The following is a 21,171-nucleotide window of genomic DNA, read 5'->3' on the forward strand; positions in this document are numbered from 1 at the left end:
GCTTCATCCTGCTATCCGTATCTGATGAGTGTCCAGAGGATAGCCCCGATCGCGGTAAAAGCGAAAGCGTTCGCGGGCCGGAACGATGATCGGTTCATGATTGACGAGGATTTCCGCCAGACGGTTGAAGCGGCTGAAGAACTCGGGCGTCTCGTTGCTCAGATTGATCAGCAGGTCATTGTAGGGGTCTGGTTCGCGACCCCAGCCACAGACCACCGGCTCGTCCCCATGGCATTCGTACAGGGCGTGGGGCAGGAAGGTATCGGGGCGGAATGACCACAGCAGTTCGTCCAGCTCTTCGGCTTCCTGCTCGCTGCCGCAGTGCAGGTAGACCCGGCGGTTATGCTGCCAGGCCTTGTACGCCAGCCGGCAGGCAAACTGCAGTCGGGCGTTGCTGCTGTAGCTGTTGAGAACGTAGAAATCGATTCGGGTCATGACAGGTCGGGGATACGGAATTTGAGCTGCACGCTACAGGCTGCGGGCCGGGAGCACAAGGTCCGGCGGGGTGCCGGGCCCTTGTACTGGCCCGCAGTCAGAGTGCGGGGCTTCAGCCAGCCTGGTTGAGCAGGTACTGGGTCAGCAGGGGGACCGGACGGCCGGTCGCACCCTTGTCCTTGCCGCCGCTGGTCCAGGCGGTTCCGGCGATATCCATATGCGCCCAGCGATAGGCCTTGGTGAAACGCGACAGGAAGCAGGCGGCGGTGATGGTGCCGGCCTTGGGCCCGCCGATGTTGGCGATGTCGGCGAAGGGGCTGTCCAGCTGCTCCTGGTACTCGTCGAACAGCGGCAGCTGCCAGCCACGGTCATCGGCCTGGCGGCCGGCGTCCAGCAGTTGCGCCACCAGCGTGTCGTCATTGCCCATGATGCCGGTGGTATGCGCACCCAGGGCGACCACGCAGGCACCGGTGAGGGTGGCGATATCGACCACGCTGGCGGGGTTGAAGCGCTCGGCGTAGGTCAGGGCGTCGCACAGCACCAGACGGCCTTCGGCGTCGGTGTTGAGGATCTCGATGGTCTGGCCGGACATGCTGGTGACGATGTCACCGGGCTTGGTGGCGGTGCCGCTCGGCATGTTCTCCGCGGCGGCAATGATGCCGGTCAGGTTGATTGGCAGCTGCAGGCTGGCCACGGCCTTGAGCACGCCCAGTACGGTGGCGGCACCGCACATGTCGTACTTCATCTCGTCCATGCCGGCACCGGGCTTGAGGCTGATGCCACCGGTATCGAAGGTGATGCCCTTGCCGACCAGCACATGGGGCTGGGCCTTGCCGGCGCCCTGGTAGCTGAGGCGGATCAGCTTGGCCGGTTCAGCGCTGCCGGCGCTGACCGACAGCAGCGAGCCCATGCCCAGGGCCTGCATGTCCTTCTCCTCCAGCACTTCCACTTCCAGCCCGTGCTGCTCGGCCAGTTCCCTGGCCTGAGTGGCCAGATAGGAGGGGGTGCAGACATTGCCCGGCAGGTTGCCGAGATCGCGGGTCAGGCTGGCGCCGTCGCTGATCGCCTGACCGTGGGCGATGGCCCGCTTCAGGATTTCGGCATCGGCCTTGTCCGCCGTCCACAGGGTGCATTTCTTCAGCCGCGGCTTGTCGGCCTTCTTGCTCTTGAACTGGTCGAACTGATACAGGCTCTCGCGGGTGGTCTGCACCAGCAGGCGGGTACGGGCGTAGAGGTCGCGGTCCTTGACCGGCAGGGCGGCGAGGGCCAGCAGGGCGTCCGTGGCGCCGCCGCTCTTCAGGCCGCCGATGACGCCGGCAACCAGCTTGCGGAAGCTGCGGTCGTTCAGCTCGTCCTTGCCGGTACCCACCAGCAGTACCCGCTGGGCACTGATGCCCGGCAGGGCAAACAGCATCAGGCTCTGGCCAGATTTACCGGTGATGTCGCCGCGCTTGATGGCGGCGCTGATCTGGCCGCCGCTGGTGGCATCCAGTTCGGCGGCAGGGCCGGTGAGGGTTTTGGCTTCGCTGATGCCGACCACCAGGCAGCCGGTTTTGATGGTTGCCAGTGCGCCGTGTTTGACGTTGAACTCCATGGTACTCCCCAAGACAAATCAGGTGGATTGACCGATAATGCTGCCCATCACGACCGGCTTGTGGCGGCGGAGAGCAGTCATTTCTACATAGAAGTGCTGTGCAGCATTCTGGCCTATTCCCGCTGGCCCATAAAGCCCCGGACTCAAGGAAAAAAAGTGTGATCGTATTCCGATACCTCAGCCGCGAGGTGTTGACCACGCTGGCTGCGGTCAGCGGTGTGCTGCTGATCATCATCATGAGCGGCCGCTTCATCAAGTATCTGGCACAGGCTGCAGCAGGGCAGCTGGACCCGGGCGTGCTGTTCACCATCATGGCCTTTCGGGTGCCCGGCTTTCTGGTACTGATCGTGCCCCTGGCCATGTTCCTGGGCATCCTGCTCGCCTACGGACGCATGTACCTGGACAGCGAAATGGCCGTGCTCTCGGCGACCGGCGTCAGCGACCGCAGGATCCTCGGGTATACCCAGGGCCCAGCGCTGCTGGTGGCGCTGCTGGTGGCCTGGTTGAGCCTCTGGGTGGCGCCGGCTGGCGTGCTCAAGACCCAGCAGCTGTTCAACGAACAGGACGCCATGACCGAGTTCGATACCCTGGCCGCAGGACGCTTCCAGACCCTGGGCAGCGGCCAGCGGGTGACCTACGCCGCTGGCCTGTCCGAGGACCGCACCGAGCTGGAAACCGTGTTCATCGCAGAGCGCACCGGGTCCGGTGAGGACGCCTCGGTCGGCGTGCTCGTGGCCGAGGGCGGGCGTCAGGAACTGACTGCCGATGGCAGCCGCTACCTGGTGCTGCACAACGGCTACCGCTATGACGGTCGGCCGGGCTCGGCGGATTTCCGCACCATCCAGTACGACCGCTACGGCGTGCTGCTGCCCAAGCCGGAGGTGATCCAGGAAATCACCGACAGGGAAGCCATGCCGACCCGCCAGCTGCTGGGCAGTGATGACCTGAAAAACCGCGCCGAGCTGCAGTGGCGCCTGGCGGTGCCGCTGCTGGTGCCCATCGTCGCCTTCTTTGCCGTACCGCTGGCGCGGGTCAATCCGCGTCAGGGCCGCTTTCTCAAGCTGATTCCGGCGATCATTCTCTACATGGCCTACCTGGCGCTGCTGGTCAGCGCCCGGGGCTGGATGGAAGCCGGCAAGACCCCGGCGGCCATCGGTCTGTGGTGGGTGCATCTGGTGTTTCTGGCGATCGGGGTGATGCTGAATTTCCGCGCCCTGACTGCGCCCTCCGGTCCGAAAGGGGGTGCCCATGCGGCTGCTTGATCGGCACATCGGCACTACTGTGCTGCTCAGCGTCCTGACCGTGGCGCTGATCATCGTCGGGCTGGATCTGTTGTTCGCCTATATCGGTGAGCTGGAGGACCTGGAAGGGGACTATGGCGCGCTGCAGGCGCTGCTCTATGTTTTCCTGACCCTGCCGCGCAGGCTGTATGACCTGCTGCCGATGGCGGCGCTGGTCGGCTGCCTGATCGGACTGGGGACCCTGGCCAGCAATTCCGAACTGACGGTCATGCGCGCCTCCGGGGTTTCCATCGGGCGCATCATGGGCTCCGTGCTCAAGCCGCTGCTGGCGCTGATGATCGCCGGGGTGCTGCTGGGCGAATACGTGGTGCCCTATACCGAGAATCTGGCCGACAGCCGCCGGGCGCTGGCGGTAGGCAGTGGCTCTGCGGTCAAGTCCAAGGGCCTGTGGCACCGGGAAGGAAACGACTTCATCCACATCAACGCGGTGCACCCCAACGGCACCCTGCATGGCATCACCCGCTACCGCTTCGACGACGAGCGCCGGCTGATCGAGGCCAGCTTCGCCACCCGGGCCAGTGTGGAAGAGGAACACTGGCTGCTGCAGGAGGTCGCCGCGACCCTGTTCGAGGACGACGGCACCAGCCGCGTCGAACAACATGAACAGCAGCGCTGGGATGTCGGCCTGTCACCCAGCCTGCTGCGCGTGGTGCTGCTGGATCCGGACGTGCTGCCGCTGCGAGGCATATGGCATTACCAGAGCTATCTGGCCAATCAGGGACTGAACAACAGCCAGTACTGGCTGGCCTTCTGGAAGAAGCTGCTGCAACCGGTGACCACGGCGGCGCTGGTGTTTGTCGCCATCTCCTTCATTTTCGGCCCGCTGCGCTCGGTAACGCTCGGCCAGCGGGTATTCACCGGGGTGCTGGTGGGCTTCAGTTTCCGCATCCTCCAGGACCTGCTGGGTCCGTCGAGTCTGGTATTCGGCTTCTCCCCACTGATCGCGGTAGTGGCACCTATCCTCATCCTGGTAGTGATGGGCATGTGGCTGATCCGCCGGGCGGGATGAGCTGAAAGGACCCGGGAGGGAGGAGCACATTCTGCCGGGAACTCCATCATCGAGCTAGTGCTCGACGTTCCCAGGGGGGGTGGCGTTTCCGGGCGGGCAGGAGTGTCGGGACCCTGGGAGGGACGAGCACCAGCTCGTCCAGCAATCTCTCCCCAAGCTCAGGTCTTGGGCAGTACCACGGTGCGGGTGCCGGAGGCGATATCCGCCCAGGTGCGGGACTGCTTGTCCCACAGCGCCCACCAGATGCCCAGCCCGCCACACAGCCAGCTGACCAGCGAGACGCTTACCCGGTTGATCGCCTGACGGCGGGTGATGGAGGTGCCGTCGGGCTGCTGCACGCGCAAGCGCCAGGCCTGCATGCCCAGGGTCTGTCCGCGCAGGGTCCAGAACAGCATGAAGAAGCCGTAGATGGCCAGGACCATCAGCACCGTCAGCAGCGGGTCGCGGTCCAGCTGACCGGCGTTGGACATGGCCTCCAGCGTCTCCGCACCATAGATCATCCGCAGCACGACCTGCTGGTAGACCAGGGTCAGCACCATGAGCATCGCCAGGCACAGCATCATGTCGTAGAAGGCGCTGGCGACCCGGCGGAAAATGCCGGGGGCGGGAAAGTCGCCCTGGGGGTGGAGTTGCTTGACGGCCATGTCTGCTCCGTTAACGTCGGGTCAAGGGCGGCCGGTCGAAGCGCACCGCTTCCAGGCCGTGTTGCATCAGGGTACGGATATTGGCGTGTTCGCTGCCGGTCGGATCATCCAGCACCCCCTGATAATGCTCGGCAAAGCAATGCAGGGCCTGCTGGGTATCCAGCCCGAGATCCTGAGCCATCGCCAGCAGGCGGCAGGAGCCCTGGTTCTGCTCCGCGCTGTTGTACAGCGGCCCGTTGTGAAAGCCGCTGGGCTGGTAGTGGTAATGCTGCTCGATGAACGCCAGGGTGTCGGCGAAGCGATGCTGGGGAGTGCCCAGGCGCGACTTGAATTGCTCGGCAGTCAGCGTCATGGGTGGCCTCTCAGCGTGCTGCGCTCAGGGTGATGGATACCGATTCGGAAAAACGCAGGGCATGGGGCTTGTCCACTTCCACCTCGGCGTAACGCACCTGTTCGTTGTCCATGACGATATCCAGCACTTCCTGGGTCAGGCGCTCCAGCAGGGCAAAGCGGTTGCTTTCCACATGACTGATGATCGCCTTGGTGATGGTCCGGTAGTTGAGCGCGTGCTCGATCTGGTTGATCTCCACCGCGTTGTCCGCCGGATAGAGGATGGTGGCGTTGATCACCACATCCTGCCGGTTGTTGATCTCTTCTTCCTTGATGCCGATGTAGGTGCGCAGGCGCAGGTCCTTGATCCTGATCCGCGCCATGCCGGGTTGCAGCTGCTGCATCTCAGTTGTCCCGTCCGATCAGTTGCAGAAATTCCTGGCGGGTGTTGAAGGATTCGCGGAAGGCGCCGAGCATCACCGAGGTCATCATTGACGAGTTCTGCTTCTCCACGCCGCGCATCATCATGCACATGTGTCGGGCCTCGATCACCACGGCCACGCCCCGGGCATCGGTGACCGTCTGCACGGCCTCGGCGATCTGCCGGGTCAGGCTCTCCTGAATCTGCAGACGGCGGGCGAACATGTCGACGATGCGGGCGACCTTGGACAGGCCGATCACCTTGCCCGCCGGCAGATAGGCCACATGGGCCTTGCCGATGAAGGGCAGCATGTGGTGCTCGCACAGGGAGTAGAGCTCGATGTTCTTGACGATCACCATCTCGTCACTGGAGGACTCGAACAGCGCGCCGTTGACGATTTCCTCCAGCGATTGCTGGTAGCCGCGACAGAGAAACTGCATGGCCTTGGCGGCACGCTGGGGGGTGCCCTTGAGCCCTTCGCGTTCGGGATTCTCACCCAGGTTGGTGAGGATGTCGTGGTAATTGCTGGTCAGCTTTTCAAGGCTCATTGGCATTCTCGTGTCGGTTCATTTGAGGTTCCTGCCACCGTTGAGGTCGAGGCAGGTGCCTGTGACGTAGGGGTTGTCCATGAGATAGCGGATGGACTGATAGACAACCTCGGGGCCGGGCTCGATGCCCAGCGCGGATTTGGCCAGCGCCTTCTCGCGGTATTCGGGTGTATCGCCTTCGTTGAACATGATCAGCGCCGGGGCGATGGTGTTGACCTTGATGCGCGGCGCCAGTCTGGCCGCGAAGGAGCGGCTCAGACCTTCCAGCCCGGCCTTGCTGGCACTGTAGGCAATGTGCCGGGCGCTGCCGCGCTGAGCCACATGATCGCTGATATGGATGATGTCGCCGACCTGCACGGGGTCGAACAGCTGGTCGCTGGCCAGGTTCAGCAGGTAGGGCGCCTGCATGTGCACCATGAACATTTGCTGCAGCGCGTCGGCGCCCTGGTCATCGTTGTCCCAGATCGAGGCGTTGTGAATCAGCGCCCGCAGGCGCACACGGCGTTCGATCAGGGTGTCGATGAGCCGGCGGATGCCCTCAACGCTGGAGAAGTCAGCCAGCAACACCTCGATGCCCTGCAGCGGATTGTCCTGCCACTCCGGGCGAGCCTGCCGGCAGGTGATGATCACCCGGTAACCATCCTCCACCAGGCGCTGGGCGCAGTGCAGTCCGATGCGCTGGGCGCCACCGGTAATCAGAATGGTCGGTTTCTCTGTCATTGGCCGGGCAGGGTCAGGTGCATGGACCGGCTATCTTACCATGCCGACTGCGGGCTGGGGCCCTGCCGGGTCGGACAGCCGCGGCGCTTCCGGGCATAATGGCCGGCCACCATGTGAACTGACGGGAGTGACAATGCATCTGGCGATTTTCAGTGGATCGGTTTTCGGTACCGCCGACGAAGTGGCGGACATGGCGGCCGAGCGGTGCCGCGCGGCGGGCCTGCAGGTGACCCGCCTCAAGCCGGTGACGGTAGACGCGCTGCTCGCCGCCGATGCCGAAGCGCTGCTGGCGTGCTGCTCGACCACCGGCATGGGTGAACTGCCGGCGAGCATCCAGGACTTCTACTACGAGCTGCAATCGCGCTTTCCCCTACTGACCGAAAAGCCCTTCGGGGTCATCGCGCTGGGCGACTCCGGCTACGGCGATACCTTCTGCCAGGGCGGCGAGCAGCTGCGTGAACTGCTGCTGGAAGTGCAGGCCAGGGAGCTGCTGCCCATGCTGCGCCTGGACGCCAGCGAGACGGTAACCCCCGAAGAAGATGCCAAGCCCTGGCTGGATGAGTTTGTGGCGGCGTTGAAGGGGTAGAAGTCACGCGGGCCCCCTTCGCACCCGGGGCGGGTGCTCCTACAGGGGACGGGGCCGGGTGAGGTTCTTGTAGGAGCACCGCCCCGGTGCGAACCGGGCGAGCAGTCATTCGCACCCGGGGCGGGTGCTCCTACGGGGGCGGAGGCGGCGTGAGGTTTTTTGTAGGAGCACCGCCCCGGTGCGAACCGGGCACGCAGTCATTCGCACCCGGGGCGGGTGCTCCTACGGGGGCGGAGGCTGGGTGAAGTTTTTTTGTAGGAGCACCGCTCCGGTGCGAACCGGGCAGACAGTCATTCGCACCCGGGGCGGGTGCTCCTACGGGGGCGGGGGCTGGGTGAGGTTTTTTTGTAGGAGCACCGCCCCCGGTGCGAAGCGGGCAGGCAGTGATTCGCACCCGGGCGTGTGCTCCTACAGGCTGCCGGTGGCGACCCGGGTCAGGGCGGCTTCGTCGAGGATGCTGATCTGGCTGTAGTGGATCTGCACCCAGCCGGCCTGTTCGAACTGTTTCAGCAGGCGGTTGATGCTCTGGCGTGAGCTGTTGAGCATCAGCCCCAGGGTTTCCTGGGACAGCTGGATAGACAGGCGATCTCCACCCGGCCCCGGCTCGCTGTACTGCTGGGCATGCATCAGCAGGCGCTTGGCCAGGCGTGCGGGCAGGGGCAGCAGGGCGCTGTCCTCGAGCATGCTGAAGGAGTGGCGCAGGCGCAGGCACAGCAGGCGCATGAAGTGCGGGTACAGTTCGGGGCGGCGTTCCAGCAGCTGGTGGAACTCCCGGCGCGGGATCACCAGCACCTCGGTGGGACCCATGGCGTGGGCATCGTGGGTGCGGGGCAGGCCATCGAACAGCGATATCTCGCCGAACCAGTTGCCGGGACTGAGAATGGTCAGCAGCGCCTCGCGGCCGTCGGCACCGGTGCTGCTGATCCGCATCGCCCCGGTGCTGACGCCATACAGGCCATCCGGCAGGTCACCCTGGGCATGCAGACGCTGGCCGTCTTCCAGCCGCCGCAGCCGGGCCATGCCGACCATCTCGCTGATGGCATCCGCCGGAAGGCCGCGGAACCAGTGATTCCTGTGCAGCAACTCCACATGCCGCTCGGTCACGCCGGCGGACACTGTAAGCTGATTGACAGTGCTGTCGTCAGTCACGCCTTAGACTCTCCTGAACTGGATTGGCCAGTATGCCGTATCCGGCTGCTGCTGGCACCGGTTGGCGGGACCGTTAACAAGGCTGGGGGTGTGGATGATGGTAAAGATGGCGGGCATTCCGATCGAGCAGTGGGCGGCGGCGGGCCGGGACTTCATGTTCGGCGAGCACCGGCTGCGCTATTGGGAGGCCGGAAGTGGTGCCCCCTTGCTGCTGATCCATGGTTTTCCCAGTGGCGCCTGGGACTGGCACTATCTGTGGGAGCCGCTGACCCAACGTTACCGGGTGATCGCCTGCGATATGCTCGGCTTTGGCTTCTCCGCCAAGCCGCGGGGCCATGCCTACAGCCTGCTCGAGCAGGCGGATATCCAGCAGGCGCTGCTCAGCCATCTCGGCGTGGAGCAATACCATGTGCTGGCCCATGACTACGGCGACAGTGTCGCCCAGGAGCTGCTGGCCCGGGATCATGAGGGCGAGTCCCGGCTGCTGAGCATGTGTTTTCTCAACGGCGGGCTGTTTCCGGAGACCCACCACCCGGTATTGCTGCAGAAGCTGCTGATGAGCCCGATCGGTTTTCTGATCGGCCGGCGCTTCTCCCGGGAGCGGATGGCCGGCACCTTCAGCCGCATCTTCGGCCCGCAGACCCAGCCCAGCGAGCAGGAGCTGGACGCCTTCTGGACCCTGATCATCACCCACAACGGCCCGGCGGTGATGCACCGGTTGATCCGTTACATGGCCGAGCGCCCGGTACACCGGGATCGCTGGGTCAGCGCCATGCAGCAGACCGCTGTGCCGCTGCGGGTGATCGACGGGGCGGCGGACCCCATCTCCGGTGCGCACATGGTCGAGCGCTATCACCAGCTGATCGCCAATGCCGATACCGTACTGCTGGAGGGTATCGGCCATTACCCGCAGGTCGAGGCGCCGGAGCAGGTGCTCAGGCACTACCTCGACTTCCGCGACCGCCTCTGACGCCGGGCAGTCGCGGACTCAGCGCTGCTCGTCGCGCAGGAACACCAGGGTGTTCTCGCTGGAGCTGGCCGGGTCGTAGTAATAGCCCTCCAGATTGAAGTCCTTCAGGCCTTCGGGATCGCGCAGGCGCTCCTTGATCACGTAGCGCGCCATCAGGCCGCGGGCTTTCTTGGCGTGGAAGCTGATGATCTTGTACTGACCGTTCTTCTGGTCCTTGAATACCGCCTCGATCAGCCGGCCCTTGAGGGCCTTCGGCTTGACCGCGCCGAAGTATTCCTGGGAGGCGAGGTTGAGCAGGATGTCATCCCCCTGCTCGGCCAGATCCCCGTTCAGCCACTCGGTGAGCTCCTCGCCCCAGAAACTGTACAGGTCCTTGCCCCGGGGGTTGGCCAGCTTGGTACCCATCTCCAGCCGGTAGGGTTGCATCAGGTCCAGCGGGCGCAGGATGCCGTACAGTCCCGACAGCATGCGCAGATGCTGCTGGGCGAAATCGAAATCCTCTTCACTGAAATCCTCGGCGTGCAATCCGGTATACACATCACCCTTGAAGGCCAGCAGTGCCTGTTTGCTGTTGGCGGTGGTGAACTCCTCGCTCCAGCTGCCGTAGCGGGCCACGTTCAGTGCGGCCAGCTTGTCGGAGATGGACATCAGCTTGCCGATTTCCTGGGGCGACTTGTCCCGCAGCACCTTGATCAGCTCGTGGCTGTGGTCGAGGTAGCGGGGCAGGGTATGGCGCGCGGTCACCGGCGCGGTTTCATAGTCCAGGGTCTTGGCAGGGGATATCACCATCAGCATGACAGGGGCTCCTTTGATTCGTTGCGTCTATTATGCCGCACCGAACCGGGTATGGCTCCCAATGGGGGTGATACAGGGAATTCATGGGGGATGGGGAAACCTGCCCCCTCTCCCGCAAGGGGAGAGAGGGTGTCGGGTTACAGGTGGGTTTCCGCGTACTCGGCGAGGATCGAGCGGGGGACTCCCTGCAGGTGGATGTGGACGCCGTGGGGGAAGTCCTTGAAGCACTCGGTCAGGTAGGTCAGCCCCGAGCTGGTGGCGTTCAGGTAGGGGGTGTCGATCTGTGCCAGGTTGCCCAGACAGACCACCTTGGAGCCGTTGCCGGCGCGGGTGATGATGGTCTTGATCTGGTGCGGGGTGAGGTTCTGGCTCTCGTCGATCAGGATGAAGCTCTGCTGGAAACTGCGCCCGCGGATGTAGTTCAGCGATTTGAACTGCAGCGGCACCCGGTCGAGGATGTACTCGACGCTACTGTGGGTGCATTCGTCATCCATGTGCAGGGCTTCCAGGTTGTCGGTGATGGCGCCGAGCCAGGGCTCCATCTTCTCCTTCTCGGTGCCCGGCAGAAAACCGATGTCCTCGTCCAGCCCCTGGGTGCTGCGGGTGGCGATGATGCGCCGGTAGGTCTTGGTCACCATGGTCTGCTCGATGGCCGCAGCCAGCGCCAGAATGGTCTTGCCCGAGCCCGCAGCGCCGGTCAGGTTGACCAGATGGATATCCGGGTCGAGCAGAGCATGCATGGCAAGTGCCTGGAAGATGTCACGCGGGCGCAGGCCCCAGGCCTCCTGGTGCAGCAGCGGCTCGCGGTGCATGTCCAGCACCTGCAGATTGACCCCGTCCACCGCCTTGATCTGGCCGACGAAGCCCTGTTCGTCGAGGATGAAGTCGTTGATGTGCAGAGCCGGGAGGTTGTCGACCAGCTGCACGTCGTGCAGGGTCTGCCCGGTCAGCTGGCGGGTTTCCACCCGGCTGGCACGGTCCCAGAAGGAGCCCTCGATCTGGTGGTAACCCCGGGCGAGCAGGTTGATGTCATCCAGCAGCTGGTCGGTGTGGTAATCCTCGGCATCGATACCGCAGGCGCGTGCCTTCAGGCGCATGTTGATGTCCTTGGACACCAGTACGATGCGGTCTTCGGGGTGGCGGTGCTGGAGTTGGCAGAGCTGGTTGATGATCTTGTTGTCGTTGAGGTCGTTGGGCAGGCAGTGCGCGGGGGTAGGGGTGCGGTCCATGAGGATGGCAAGGGTGCCGTTGGGGCCGGCCTTGCCGCGCTGGATGGGGACCCCGGATTCCACCAGGTCGGGCGGTGCATCGGCGAGGGTATGGTCTATCAGTCGGATCGCCTGGCGGCAGTCGGCGGCGGTGCTGGTCTTGCCGGATTTGAGCTTGTCGAGTTCTTCAAGGACGGTCATCGGGATGATGACGTGGTGCTCTTCGAAGTTGAGCAGGGCATTGGGGTCGTGGATGAGGACGTTGGTGTCGAGAACGTAGAAGGTGTGTCGGGTCGCTCCGCACGCTTCCATGGGCTGTTACCTCGCAATGGCCATATGCACGACTGCATCAGGCGCTGACCTGCTCCTGGCAGTCTGCGGGGCCGACTCACATTGCCTGACAGTATCAATGGATCACTGACAGGCATCGGTCGGTTGATTGAGGTATAGCGCAAAGAGTGTTACGGCTTCAAGCGCGCTGAGACAAACTGCCTGAATTTCTCATGGCGCGGCTTCCCTGGGGGGGACGAGCACTGGCTGGTCCGCGGAGTTTGTCGGGGGCTCTTTCATCGAGTCCGATCGCGGCCCGTGGGCTCGACGTTTCCAGGGGGCGGCGTTCCCAGAAGGGCGGTGTTTCCGGGCGAACGGGAGTGGGGGGCATTGCCTGGGAGGGACGAGCACCGGCTCGTCCGGGGAGTTGCCAGAGGGCTCTTTCATCGAGTCCGATCGCGGCCCGTGGGCTCGACGTTCCCAGAGGCCCGACGTTCCTGGGGGGGGGCGGTTCTGAACGGGTGGGCAGGAGTGTGGGGGCATTGCCTGGGAGGGACGAGCACCGGCTCGTCCGCGGAGTTGCCGGGGGCTATTTCATCGAGTCCGATCGCGGCCCGTGGGCTCGACGTTCCCAGGGGTACGACGTTCCCAGGGGGTGGCGTTCCCGGGCGGGCCGCCAGCCCGGGGTGTAGCGCACCTGCGCTACACCATCCGCGCTGCGCCCGAGCCGCGGTCAGCGGCGCGGGCGGCGGTTGTCGCGGCGGCCGTCCCGGCGGTCGCCGGAGCGTTTGCGGTTGGCGGCTGCGGCGTCGGCCTGTTCGGCTTCCATGGCATCGTTGGCGGCCTTTTCCTCGGCGCTGCGGTGGCGCTTGGGTACCGGCTTGAGCAGTTCTTCCTCCGGCGGCACGCACTCCAGCTTGCCACCCAGCAGCTCCTCGATCGGCGGCAGCTGGAAGGCGTCGTCCTCGCCGGCGAAGCTGATCGAGGTGCCCTTGGCGCCGGCGCGGCCGGTCCGGCCGATACGGTGCACGTAATCCTCCGGATCATCCGGCAGGGTGTAGTTGATCACGTGGCTGATGCCGTCGATGTGAATACCACGGCCGGCGACATCGGTGGCGACCAGTACCCGCAGCTTGCCTTCGCGGAAGTTCTCCAGGGTGCGTACCCGCTTGTTCTGCGGCACGTCGCCGGACAGCTGGGCGGCGTCGATGCCATCGCGCATCAGGCGCTCCTGGATGCGGCGCACCTCGTCCTTGCGGTTGGCGAACACCATGACCCGGTCCAGCTCCAGCTGGGTGATCAGGTTGTACAGCAGCTTGTACTTGTCACTGCTGCTGACCGCGTAGACCTTCTGGGTGATGTTCTCCGAGGCGGGGCGCTCGGGTTCGATCTCGACGATGGCCGGATCCACTGTCCACTGCTGGGCCAGGTTCATCACGTCATCGCTGAAGGTGGCGGAGAACAGCAGGGTCTGCCGGTCGCCCTTGCGCGGGGTCTGGCGGATGATCTGCCGCACCTGGGGAATGAAGCCCATGTCGAGCATGCGGTCGGCCTCGTCGAGGATCAGTACCTCGACCAGATCCAGATGCACTTCGCCACGGTTGCAGAAGTCCAGCAGGCGTCCCGGGGTGGCTACCAGGATGTCGCAGTACTTGCGCTCCAGTTGCTTGAGCTGCTTGTCGTAATCCATGCCGCCGACGAAGGCCATGACGTTCAGCCCGCAGTGTCTGGTCAGGCCTTCGGCATCGCTGGCGATCTGCATGACCAGTTCCCGGGTCGGGGCAATGATCAGCGCCCGCGGCTCGCCCATGTAGCGCTCGTCCGGCGGCGGGGTTTCCAGCAGCTGGGTGATGGTCGAAATGAGGAAGGCGGCGGTCTTGCCGGTACCGGTCTGGGCGCGGCCGATGGCGTCGTGACCGAGCAGGGTGCTGCCCAGTACCTGGGCCTGGATCGGGGTGCAGTACTTGAAGCCCTGATCCTGAATACCGCGCATCAGGCTGTCCGGCAGGGGGAAGTCGTGGAAGCGGGTCTTGCCTTCGGCCGGTTCCACTACGAAATCATTGATCGACCAGGGCTTGGCGGGGGCCTTGGGTGCCTGGGTCTTCTGCCGGCGCTGGCGTTGACGGCCTTCCTTCTTCGCCGGCCGGTCGTCGCACGCCGCGGCCGGTGCAGAGGTGGCCGGGCCGGGCGTTGCCGGCGCAATCGGCGCCGCCACCGGCTCGATATGCGTCTCGTGGTGAGGAGCCGGTGTCTTGCCCGGCTTGAATAATTTTTTCAGTGCCTTGAGCACAATGGTCTCTCGATGTGGTATGTGAACCACCGAGTGTAAAGCAACCCAACCGGTTAGCGAAGTCCCAGACGCCCGCTGAGCCACTGGCGGATGTCGCCGATCTCCTGCGGGCAGACCTCGTGACCCATGGCATAGGCGTGCCACTGGCAGCGGTGACCGGCCGCGGCCATGAGGTCATGCACCTCGCGGCCCAGGTTGGCGTGGAGAATGTCGTCATACTCGCCGTGGGCGACGAACACCTCCAGGGCCGGGCCCTTGTGCCGTTCCAGCGCCTCGGCCAGTGTCGGGGCATAGGTGGACAGGGCCATGACACCGGCCAGCGGCAGCTCGCTGTCGACCGCCGCACGCAGGACGATGGCGCCGCCCTGGGAGAAGCCGGCCAGCACGATGCGCTCGGCGGCAATGCCCTGGGCCATCTGCTGTGCTACCAGTTCCCGCACCATGGCCACGGACTCATCCAGTTGCTGGGTATTCATCACCCGCTGCGGGCTGATGGCCAGGATGTCGAACCAGCAGGGCATGGGGAAGCCGTTGTTGATGGTCACCGGCCGGGTCGGCGCCTGGGGAAAGATGAAACGCACGCGGTGATCGGCGGGCAGCTCCAGCGCCCTGACCACGGGCACGAAATCGTAACGGTCGGCACCCAGACCGTGCAGCCAGATCACGCAGGCGTCGGCTGGGGCGGGGGACTCGATAATCAGGGCTTCGCTGGACATCAATCTACCTCAGGCTCGGGACATGTATTTGCCGGTTTCGGTGTTGATGCGTACCACCTCACCGGTCTCGAGATATTCGGGAATCTGGATTTCCAGACCGCTGGCAAAGCGTGCGGTCTTGGTACGGGCGCTGGCCGAGGAACCCTTGATCGCCGGTGGGGTTTCGGCAATCGGCATTTCCACCACCGCCGGCAGCTCCACGCCGATCAGATTGCCCTCGACCACCAGACCATACAGGCCCTGGATGCCGTCGTACAGATAGGGGATCTGATCTTCCAGCGCATCGGGGCTGAGGGTGAACTGGGTGAAGTCCTCGTTATCCATGAAGGTGTAGCCGTCGGCATCCTGATAGAGGAACTGGATGGCGCGCTTCTGGAAGTCGATGGGGGTGAGGACGTCATCGCCGGTGAGGCTCTGCTCCAGCTTCTGCCCGGTCTGCACATGGTTGAAACGGACCTTGTACAGGGTGGTTCCGCTGCGGGAAGAGGGGCTCTTGATATCGATCTGGGAGACGATATAGGGCTGGTTGTTGATCTGGACGATCTGACCTTTCTTCAGTTCGGCGGCTTTTGGCATGGTACGGGCTCGGTGGTGGGAAGAAAGGCGCTATTTTGCGCGGCACCCCGATGCCGCGCAAGCGCCGCCGTATCACTCCTGACGGCTGTCGATCAGCTTCTCCAGGCCCGCTTTGCTGACCAGGTTGACGTCGACCTGGCGGGCGGCGATCTCGATATTGTGCTCGGCGAACAGGCGGTCGATTTCCCGGTTGGTTTCGTCGATCGCCGGGTTGCGGTCGTCCAGCTTGCGCACATGCATGCGCAGCTCGTGTTCCAGGCGGTGGTCGTTGAATTCGAGGAAGAACACCAGCGGTTCGGGGTCATCCAGTACCCGGGGATTGTCCCGGGCGATCTTCAGCAGCAGCTCGCGCACCAGGGTCACATCAGAACCGTTGGCCACCGCCACCTTGACCGTCACCCGGGTAACCGTATCGGACAGCGACCAGTTGATCAGGTGCTCGGTGACGAAGGTCTTGTTCGGCACGATGATCTCCTTGCGGTCGAAGTCGGTGATGGTGGTGGCGCGGATGCGGATCCGGTTCACCGTACCTGACAGGTTGCCGATGGTGACCACGTCGCCGATGCGTACCGGGCGCTCGAACAGGATGATCAGGCCGGAAACGAAGTTGGCGAAGATTTCCTGCAAGCCGAAGCCCAGACCCACGCCGAGGGCGGCGATCAGCCATTGCAGCTTGTTCCAGCTCACACCCAGGCTGGCGAGAAAGCCGACGATGCCGACACTGACGATCAGGTAGGACAGCAGGGTGGTGATCGCATAGCTGCTGCCCTGGCGCAGATCCATGCGTGACAGCACCAGGATCTCCAGCAATCCCGGCAGGTTGCGCGCCAGGGCGATGGTCAGCAGCACTATGATGATGGCGCTGAGCAGGTCGCCGGCGCTCAATGGCTTCATCAGCGGGTTGTCGGCGGTGCCGCTGTTGTACTCCCACAGGGTGATGGATTCCAGATAGGAGGCCGCACTGATCAGGTCGGACCAGACCAGATAGACCAGTACGCTGAACAGCACCAGCAGCGCGAGGCGCCCCAGGCGCAGGGACTGCTGGTTGATCTGCTCCAGCTTGAGTTCGGGGATTTCCAGCACCGCCTCGCTGTGCGAGCCGTTGCCGTTGGCGTGTTCCTCCGCCTGGCGCTTGCTCAGGGCGCGCTGGTAGGCCAGGTGCCGCCCGGCAACCCGCAGGTTGCGCACCACTATGCCCTGCAGCAGCATCCAGGCGGTGATCAGGTACAGGGTGTCGATCATGCGGTCGGCCAGGCGGATGGCGGTGTAGTGGTAGCCCCAGAAGGTCATGCCGGCCAGCACCAGCGGCGTCAGTACCAGGATCAGCAGGGCGCTGTAATGGAACACCCGCGAGTTGTTCAACGGCTCGCTGCGGCGCATGAAGCGCCATACCAGCAGACTGAACAGGCACAGGGTGACAATCATCACCGCGCGACCGATCACGTCCTTGTCCAGATGCTCGGGGTTGCTGGTACCCAGGCTGATGATCAGCACCATGGGCAGCAGTATCCACGCCAGCTGACGGGTCAGCCGGCGCAGCCGGGCGACCTTGTCCGCCGACCAGCGGAAATGCCGGCGGGTGATGCCCTGGGGGTCGAACAGCCGGTACAGCAGGTGCAGCACGAACCAGGTCATCGCCAGATGCTGCAGCGCCTGACCGAGGGTCGGCATGGCGGGGGTGTCGCCATAGCGCAGGCCGAAGCCGGTGGCACCGAGGAAGATGGGTAGCGGCAACACCCAGATCGCGGTCAGCAGCAGGGCCAGTGGCGTGGTGCGCTGGCTGTCGCGCAGGTAGTGACCGACCTCATCGTGCAGCAGCTGCAGCCGCGCCGCCAGCCGCTTGCGCAGCAGCACCGGGATGGCGGTCAGCGCCAGGATCAGGGCCAGCCAGCCGATATTGTCCTTCAGCGTCAGCAGCAGGCGCAGGGTCTGCCGGAGCGGCTGCAGAACCTGCAGCTGGGACAGGGCCTGGGCCGGCAGGTTGAGCAGCCAGTTGCGGTTGATCGGCGGGTTGCTGGCCACCCAGAACAGCTGGTCATCAATGGTCTGACGCAGTTTGGTGCTCAGCTGCAGCAACTGGTCCTGATTGATCTGCAGCGCCACGGCCTCGCCGAGCAGGGTGTTGATATGGGTGCTGAGCTGTTCGACCAGCACCACCCGACTGCGGATCAGCTGCTGCAGATCCTCGCGCAGGGGCTCGCGCTGTTCCTCCGGCAACTGGCTCAGCAGCCGGTTGAGATAGGCCTCCTGGTTGCGCAGTTCCTCGCGCTGCTGGTTGAGCTCGAACTGGCGCAGGCGCATGTCGGCGATGGAGTCGGTCAGCGAACTGTCGATGCGTACCAGCGGCAGTGCCTGCTTCTCCTGGTGCAGGATGCGTGACAGCAGCAGGCTGCCTTCAAGCACGCTGATCTGCTGATCCAGGGCGCTTTCCTGCTGGGTCAGATAATCCAGCTGCTGGGTAGTCTGGATATTGCGCCGGGACAGGGCGCTGATGCGGTTGGAGGTGGCGAGCAGCTCCTCGCTGAGCCGCTGGTTGGTCAGACTCTGCTTGTGCAGCAGCTGGTGATTGCTGATCTCGATGGATTCGGCGGCGGTATCGCTGATCACCTGCTCGGACAGGCTGCGGCGCTTGTCGTCGATGACGTCCTGCAGCGCGTTGATCTCCTGCTCGATCCGGTTCAGCTCCGCCAGCAGCAGGCGGCGCCGGACGTTGGCCAGCTCCAGCAGGGTGTTGTTGGCCGACAGCTGCTGGCGCAGCAGTGCATTGGCCAGTTCGAGTTGCTCCAGCTCCGCCTGGATCGCCCGCTCCCGCGCCCGATTCAACTGGCTGCCGGCCTGGCGCTGCAGCTGGCGCAGCTGTTCATTGAGTTCATTGGCCCGGGTCTGATTGGCGGAAATGCGGCTCTGGGTTTTCTCCGGGCGGGTTTCGGCGGCGATCAGCTCGCTGTTGATGGCGGTCAGTTCGTTCTGCCAGTCATACATGCGCGAGACCTGCTCGCCCAGGGTCACATCCAGATCCTGCAGGGTGCGGCTGGCATAACGCTGGTGCAGCTGCTCCTCGTCGGCCGGACGCAGGGCCTCGAGCTGCTGGCGCAGCCGGCGCAGTTCTTCCGGCGCCTGGTCCAGGGTGGTCTGCAGTGCTTCCTGCTGCTCGCGCAGGGACTCGGTCTGCTGCAGGGCTGCCAGCGTCTGCTGCCAGACTTCGAGAAACTGCTCCTGCTCGGCGGCGGATCGGCCGCTGTCGGGCAGCGCGGCGATATCGGCCTGCAGCTTCTCGATGGGGCTGAGTTCGGCCTTGTCGGCCTCCTGTGCCTGGCTCAGGGGAGCAAGGCACAGGCAGGTGAACAGGGTCAGGACGGTGAAATAGAGGCGAAACATGGAAAGCAATCCGCAATGTGCTGATGGCTAGGTTAGACGTCGTGGCGGGGGAAGGAAAGACAGGGGCGGGTGGGGGCTTGCGGATAGGGGCGAAGCCCTTCGCACCGGGGGCGGTGCTCCTACAGGCAGGGCGTGACCGGGTGGGGGGCGGGTTGGTTCGGAGAACGGGGCGTGCGGGTTCGCACCGGGGCGGTGCTCCTACAGGTGGAGCGGCAGGTGCCGGGTGGTGGGGGGAATGCGGGTTCGCAGCGGGGGCGGATTTGTGGGGGAGGTTCGCGCCGGGGGTGGTGCTGCTACAGGATCGTGGTTTCGCTGTAGGAGCACCGCCCTCGGTGCGAAGGGGGCGTCAGAACCAGCTGTCCTGCATTTCCATGCAGGTCTGGTCGCGGGCTTCGAGCAGGTTCAGCTCGTGGTTGCAGGCGGGCACTTCCCAGGTCAGGAAGTAGCGGGCGGCCTGCAGCTTGCCGCGATAGAAGGCTTCATCCGCAGCGTTGCCGCGGGCCAGGCCCTCTTCGGCGCGGATCGCCTGCTCCAGCCAGCGCCAGCCGACCACTGCATGACCGAACACCTTCATGTACAGTGCGGAGTTGGCCAGGGTCTCGTTGACCTTGCCGGCGCCCAGGTCGCCGAGCAGGGCCGCGGTGACGCTCTGCAGACGCTGGGTCAGCTGCTCCAGGGCGCTGCGCAGTTCCTGCAGGCCGGGGTACTCGGCGGCGCGCTGGATGCTGTCCTGGATCAGACCATTGAGCTGGCGCAGACCAGCGCCCTTGTTCTGGGTCAGCTTGCGAGCCAGCAGGTCCAGCGACTGGATGCCGTGGGTACCTTCGTGGATCGGGTTCAGGCGGTTGTCACGGTAGTACTGTTCTACCGGGTACTCGCGGGTATAGCCATGGCCGCCGAGGATCTGGATGGCCAGCTCGTTGGCCTTGAGGCAGAACTCGGAGGGCCAGGACTTGACGATGGGGGTCAGCAGGTCGAGCAGCTCGTGGGCCAGCTCACGCTGTTCGTCGGTGGAGCCGGTCTTGCCATCGTCGACCAGACGGGCGCAGAACAGGCCCAGGTCGAAGGCACCTTCCACATAGGCCTTCTGCGTCAGCAGCATGCGGCGCACGTCGGCGTGCTCGACGATCGGCACCTGCGGGCTGGTCGGATCCTTGCCATCGGGGTGGCGACCCTGCGGACGCTCCCGGGCGTAGTTCAGCGAGTACAGGTAGCCGGCGTAGCCGAGCATGATGGCACCCATGCCGACACCAATGCGGGCTTCGTTCATCATCTGGAACATGTACGACAGGCCCTTGTGCGGCTCGCCGACCAGATAGCCCACGCAGTTGTCGTTGTCACCGAAGTTGAGCGCGGTGGAGGTGGTGCCGCGCCAGCCCATCTTGTGGAACAGGCCGGCCAGGGTCACGTCGTTGCGTGCGCCCAGGCTACCGTCGTCGTTGACCAGGAACTTGGGCACGATGAACAGCGAGATGCCCTTCACGCCGGGCGGGGCGTCGGGCAGCTTGGCCAGGACCATGTGCACGATGTTTTCCGACAGCGGATGATCTCCGCCGGAGATGAAGATCTTGTTGCCCTTGATGCGGTAGGTACCGTCACCGGCCGGCTCGGCGCGGGTGCGCAGGTCCGACAGCGAGGAGCCGGCATGGGGCTCGGTCAGGGCCATGGTGCCGAAGAAGCGGCCTTCGAGCATGGGCTCGAAGAAGCGCTTTTTCTGGTCTTCGGTACCGAAGGTGCCGATCAGGTTGCTGGCGCCCATGGTCAGCATCGGGTACGAGGAAGTGGCGATGTTGGCCGACTGGAAGTGGGCGAAGCAGGCGCGTGAGATCAGGTTGGGCAGTTGCATACCGCCCTGTTCGTAGCTGCGTCCGGCGTTCTGGAAACCGGCCTCGATGAAGGCATCCACCGCCGGCTTGACCTCGGGGATGAGCACGGCGCTGCCATCGACGAACTCGGGCTCGTTCTCGTCATTCTTGCGGTTGTGCGGTGCAAAGTACTTCTCGGCGATCTGGCGTGCGGTGGCCAGGGCGGCATCGAAGGTTTCCCGATTGTGGTCGGCGAAGCGTTCGCGCTGGGTCAGTTCTTCGGCATTGAGTACTTCGTACAGCTCAAAAGCCAGGTTGCGTGAATCGAGCAGAGTATCTGTCATGACGGCATTCCTGATGCTGAGGCACTGCCGCTGTAGGCGGCGGGTATAAGGATGTGCCGCAGTGTATGCGGCACATGGGTCG

General features: G+C 64.5%; 18 protein-coding genes and 1 pseudogene. 4 read left to right on the forward strand and 15 right to left on the reverse strand.

The window, feature by feature from the left end; all coding sequences use genetic code 11:
- Nucleotides 1-3 precede the first annotated feature (3 nt).
- Both BM046_RS00415 and BM046_RS00420 read right to left on the reverse strand, forming a co-directional pair.
- Nucleotides 4-435 carry a DNA polymerase III subunit chi gene (locus BM046_RS00415; protein ID WP_090535899.1) on the reverse strand — a complete coding sequence of 144 codons (432 nt, stop codon included), beginning with the start codon at nucleotides 433-435 and terminating at the stop codon, nucleotides 4-6.
- A 112-nt stretch (nucleotides 436-547) separates the two neighbouring features.
- Nucleotides 548-2,029, reverse strand: a complete 1,482-nt coding sequence (locus tag BM046_RS00420; protein ID WP_090535900.1) for a leucyl aminopeptidase — start codon at nucleotides 2,027-2,029, stop codon at nucleotides 548-550.
- Between the two features lie 158 nt (nucleotides 2,030-2,187).
- Here BM046_RS00420 and lptF point away from each other — a divergent pair, with 158 nt between their 5' ends.
- Entirely contained in the window at nucleotides 2,188-3,291 is a 1,104-nt protein-coding gene (gene lptF, locus BM046_RS00425) for an LPS export ABC transporter permease LptF (protein ID WP_090535901.1), read from the forward strand.
- Complete coding sequence (lptG, locus tag BM046_RS00430) at nucleotides 3,278-4,339, forward strand: LPS export ABC transporter permease LptG (RefSeq protein WP_090535902.1); 1,062 nt, start codon at nucleotides 3,278-3,280, stop codon at nucleotides 4,337-4,339. The genes lptF and lptG overlap by 14 nt, the downstream gene beginning before the upstream one ends.
- A 158-nt stretch (nucleotides 4,340-4,497) precedes the next feature.
- Here lptG and BM046_RS00435 read toward each other — a convergent pair whose 3' ends face one another.
- Genes BM046_RS00435 through folM form a run of 5 tightly spaced genes read right to left on the reverse strand, consistent with a single transcriptional unit; the run spans nucleotide 4,498 to nucleotide 7,002 of the window.
- Nucleotides 4,498-4,983 carry an RDD family protein gene (locus BM046_RS00435; protein ID WP_090535903.1) on the reverse strand — a complete coding sequence of 162 codons (486 nt, stop codon included), beginning with the start codon at nucleotides 4,981-4,983 and terminating at the stop codon, nucleotides 4,498-4,500.
- A gap of 10 nt (nucleotides 4,984-4,993) precedes the next feature.
- Nucleotides 4,994-5,335, reverse strand: coding sequence for a HopJ type III effector protein (locus tag BM046_RS00440; protein ID WP_090535904.1), 342 nt, complete (start codon nucleotides 5,333-5,335; stop codon nucleotides 4,994-4,996).
- A 10-nt stretch (nucleotides 5,336-5,345) separates the two neighbouring features.
- A complete protein-coding gene (folX, locus tag BM046_RS00445) occupies nucleotides 5,346-5,717 on the reverse strand; it encodes a dihydroneopterin triphosphate 2'-epimerase (protein ID WP_090535905.1) in 372 nt (123 codons plus the stop codon).
- A gap of 1 nt (nucleotide 5,718) precedes the next feature.
- Nucleotides 5,719-6,288: a GTP cyclohydrolase I FolE gene (gene folE / locus BM046_RS00450; protein ID WP_407046234.1), complete on the reverse strand. Its 570-nt coding sequence runs from the start codon at nucleotides 6,286-6,288 to the stop codon at nucleotides 5,719-5,721.
- A 12-nt stretch (nucleotides 6,289-6,300) separates the two neighbouring features.
- Complete coding sequence (gene folM / locus BM046_RS00455) at nucleotides 6,301-7,002, reverse strand: dihydromonapterin reductase (RefSeq protein ID WP_090535907.1); 702 nt, start codon at nucleotides 7,000-7,002, stop codon at nucleotides 6,301-6,303.
- Nucleotides 7,003-7,135: 133 nt separating this feature from the next.
- On the opposite strand from folM, the gene BM046_RS00460 reads away from it, so the two are divergent.
- Nucleotides 7,136-7,588 carry a flavodoxin domain-containing protein gene (locus BM046_RS00460; protein WP_090535909.1) on the forward strand — a complete coding sequence of 151 codons (453 nt, stop codon included), beginning with the start codon at nucleotides 7,136-7,138 and terminating at the stop codon, nucleotides 7,586-7,588.
- Between the two features lie 408 nt (nucleotides 7,589-7,996).
- Here the strand turns inward: BM046_RS00460 and BM046_RS00465 are convergent, their stop codons facing one another.
- Nucleotides 7,997-8,737, reverse strand: coding sequence for a Crp/Fnr family transcriptional regulator (locus BM046_RS00465; protein WP_090535911.1), 741 nt, complete (start codon nucleotides 8,735-8,737; stop codon nucleotides 7,997-7,999).
- A 94-nt stretch (nucleotides 8,738-8,831) separates the two neighbouring features.
- Between BM046_RS00465 and BM046_RS00470 the strand changes: the two genes are divergently transcribed.
- Nucleotides 8,832-9,707 carry an alpha/beta fold hydrolase gene (locus tag BM046_RS00470; RefSeq protein WP_090535913.1) on the forward strand — a complete coding sequence of 292 codons (876 nt, stop codon included), beginning with the start codon at nucleotides 8,832-8,834 and terminating at the stop codon, nucleotides 9,705-9,707.
- An 18-nt stretch (nucleotides 9,708-9,725) separates the two neighbouring features.
- Here the strand turns inward: BM046_RS00470 and yaaA are convergent, their stop codons facing one another.
- The 7 genes and pseudogenes from yaaA to BM046_RS00505 all read right to left on the reverse strand — a co-directional run bounded on the left by yaaA (nucleotide 9,726) and on the right by BM046_RS00505 (nucleotide 21,089).
- Complete coding sequence (gene yaaA, locus BM046_RS00475) at nucleotides 9,726-10,502, reverse strand: peroxide stress protein YaaA (protein WP_090535915.1); 777 nt, start codon at nucleotides 10,500-10,502, stop codon at nucleotides 9,726-9,728.
- Nucleotides 10,503-10,639: 137 nt separating this feature from the next.
- The gene (locus BM046_RS00480; protein WP_090535917.1) at nucleotides 10,640-12,022 is read right to left on the reverse strand and encodes a PhoH family protein; all 1,383 of its coding nucleotides are present in this window, start codon (nucleotides 12,020-12,022) and stop codon (nucleotides 10,640-10,642) included.
- An 820-nt stretch (nucleotides 12,023-12,842) separates the two neighbouring features.
- Nucleotides 12,843-14,270 (reverse strand): annotated as a pseudogene (gene rhlB, locus BM046_RS00485) (ATP-dependent RNA helicase RhlB); the annotation flags it as partial.
- 53 nt (nucleotides 14,271-14,323) lie between these two features.
- Nucleotides 14,324-14,986: an alpha/beta hydrolase gene (locus BM046_RS00490; RefSeq protein WP_090535923.1), complete on the reverse strand. Its 663-nt coding sequence runs from the start codon at nucleotides 14,984-14,986 to the stop codon at nucleotides 14,324-14,326.
- A 9-nt stretch (nucleotides 14,987-14,995) separates the two neighbouring features.
- On the reverse strand, nucleotides 14,996-15,562 hold the full coding sequence (gene efpL, locus BM046_RS00495) for an elongation factor P-like protein EfpL (protein WP_090535925.1): 567 nt from the start codon (nucleotides 15,560-15,562) through the stop codon (nucleotides 14,996-14,998).
- 72 nt (nucleotides 15,563-15,634) lie between these two features.
- Nucleotides 15,635-18,940 (reverse strand): mechanosensitive channel MscK, encoded by a 3,306-nt coding sequence (mscK, locus tag BM046_RS00500; protein WP_090535928.1) that lies wholly within the window; start codon nucleotides 18,938-18,940, stop codon nucleotides 15,635-15,637.
- Between the two features lie 346 nt (nucleotides 18,941-19,286).
- On the reverse strand, nucleotides 19,287-21,089 hold the full coding sequence (locus BM046_RS00505) for an acyl-CoA dehydrogenase (RefSeq protein WP_090535931.1): 1,803 nt from the start codon (nucleotides 21,087-21,089) through the stop codon (nucleotides 19,287-19,289).
- Nucleotides 21,090-21,171: the final 82 nt, after the last annotated feature.

Origin of the sequence: Halopseudomonas formosensis (assembly GCF_900115905.1) — a bacterium.
GTDB classification, from domain to species: Bacteria; Pseudomonadota; Gammaproteobacteria; order Pseudomonadales; family Pseudomonadaceae; genus Halopseudomonas; species Halopseudomonas formosensis.

Excerpts from the sequence above, each read along its gene's own strand:
- BM046_RS00460 (WP_090535909.1), top strand. The coding sequence starts at position 7,136 with ATGCATCTGGCGATTTTCAGTGGATCGGTTTTCGGTACCGCCGACGAA.
- BM046_RS00415 (WP_090535899.1), bottom strand. The coding sequence starts at position 435 with ATGACCCGAATCGATTTCTACGTTCTCAACAGCTACAGCAGCAACGCC.
- yaaA (WP_090535915.1), bottom strand. The coding sequence starts at position 10,502 with ATGCTGATGGTGATATCCCCTGCCAAGACCCTGGACTATGAAACCGCG.
- folE (WP_407046234.1), bottom strand. The coding sequence starts at position 6,288 with ATGCCAATGAGCCTTGAAAAGCTGACCAGCAATTACCACGACATCCTC.
- folM (WP_090535907.1), bottom strand. The coding sequence starts at position 7,002 with ATGACAGAGAAACCGACCATTCTGATTACCGGTGGCGCCCAGCGCATC.
- folX (WP_090535905.1), bottom strand. The coding sequence starts at position 5,717 with ATGCAGCAGCTGCAACCCGGCATGGCGCGGATCAGGATCAAGGACCTG.
- mscK (WP_090535928.1), bottom strand. The coding sequence starts at position 18,940 with ATGTTTCGCCTCTATTTCACCGTCCTGACCCTGTTCACCTGCCTGTGC.
- BM046_RS00470 (WP_090535913.1), top strand. The coding sequence starts at position 8,832 with ATGATGGTAAAGATGGCGGGCATTCCGATCGAGCAGTGGGCGGCGGCG.
- BM046_RS00505 (WP_090535931.1), bottom strand. The coding sequence starts at position 21,089 with ATGACAGATACTCTGCTCGATTCACGCAACCTGGCTTTTGAGCTGTAC.
- BM046_RS00480 (WP_090535917.1), bottom strand. The coding sequence starts at position 12,022 with ATGGAAGCGTGCGGAGCGACCCGACACACCTTCTACGTTCTCGACACC.
- lptG (WP_090535902.1), top strand. The coding sequence starts at position 3,278 with ATGCGGCTGCTTGATCGGCACATCGGCACTACTGTGCTGCTCAGCGTC.
- efpL (WP_090535925.1), bottom strand. The coding sequence starts at position 15,562 with ATGCCAAAAGCCGCCGAACTGAAGAAAGGTCAGATCGTCCAGATCAAC.
- BM046_RS00435 (WP_090535903.1), bottom strand. The coding sequence starts at position 4,983 with ATGGCCGTCAAGCAACTCCACCCCCAGGGCGACTTTCCCGCCCCCGGC.
- BM046_RS00490 (WP_090535923.1), bottom strand. The coding sequence starts at position 14,986 with ATGTCCAGCGAAGCCCTGATTATCGAGTCCCCCGCCCCAGCCGACGCC.
- BM046_RS00440 (WP_090535904.1), bottom strand. The coding sequence starts at position 5,335 with ATGACGCTGACTGCCGAGCAATTCAAGTCGCGCCTGGGCACTCCCCAG.
- BM046_RS00420 (WP_090535900.1), bottom strand. The coding sequence starts at position 2,029 with ATGGAGTTCAACGTCAAACACGGCGCACTGGCAACCATCAAAACCGGC.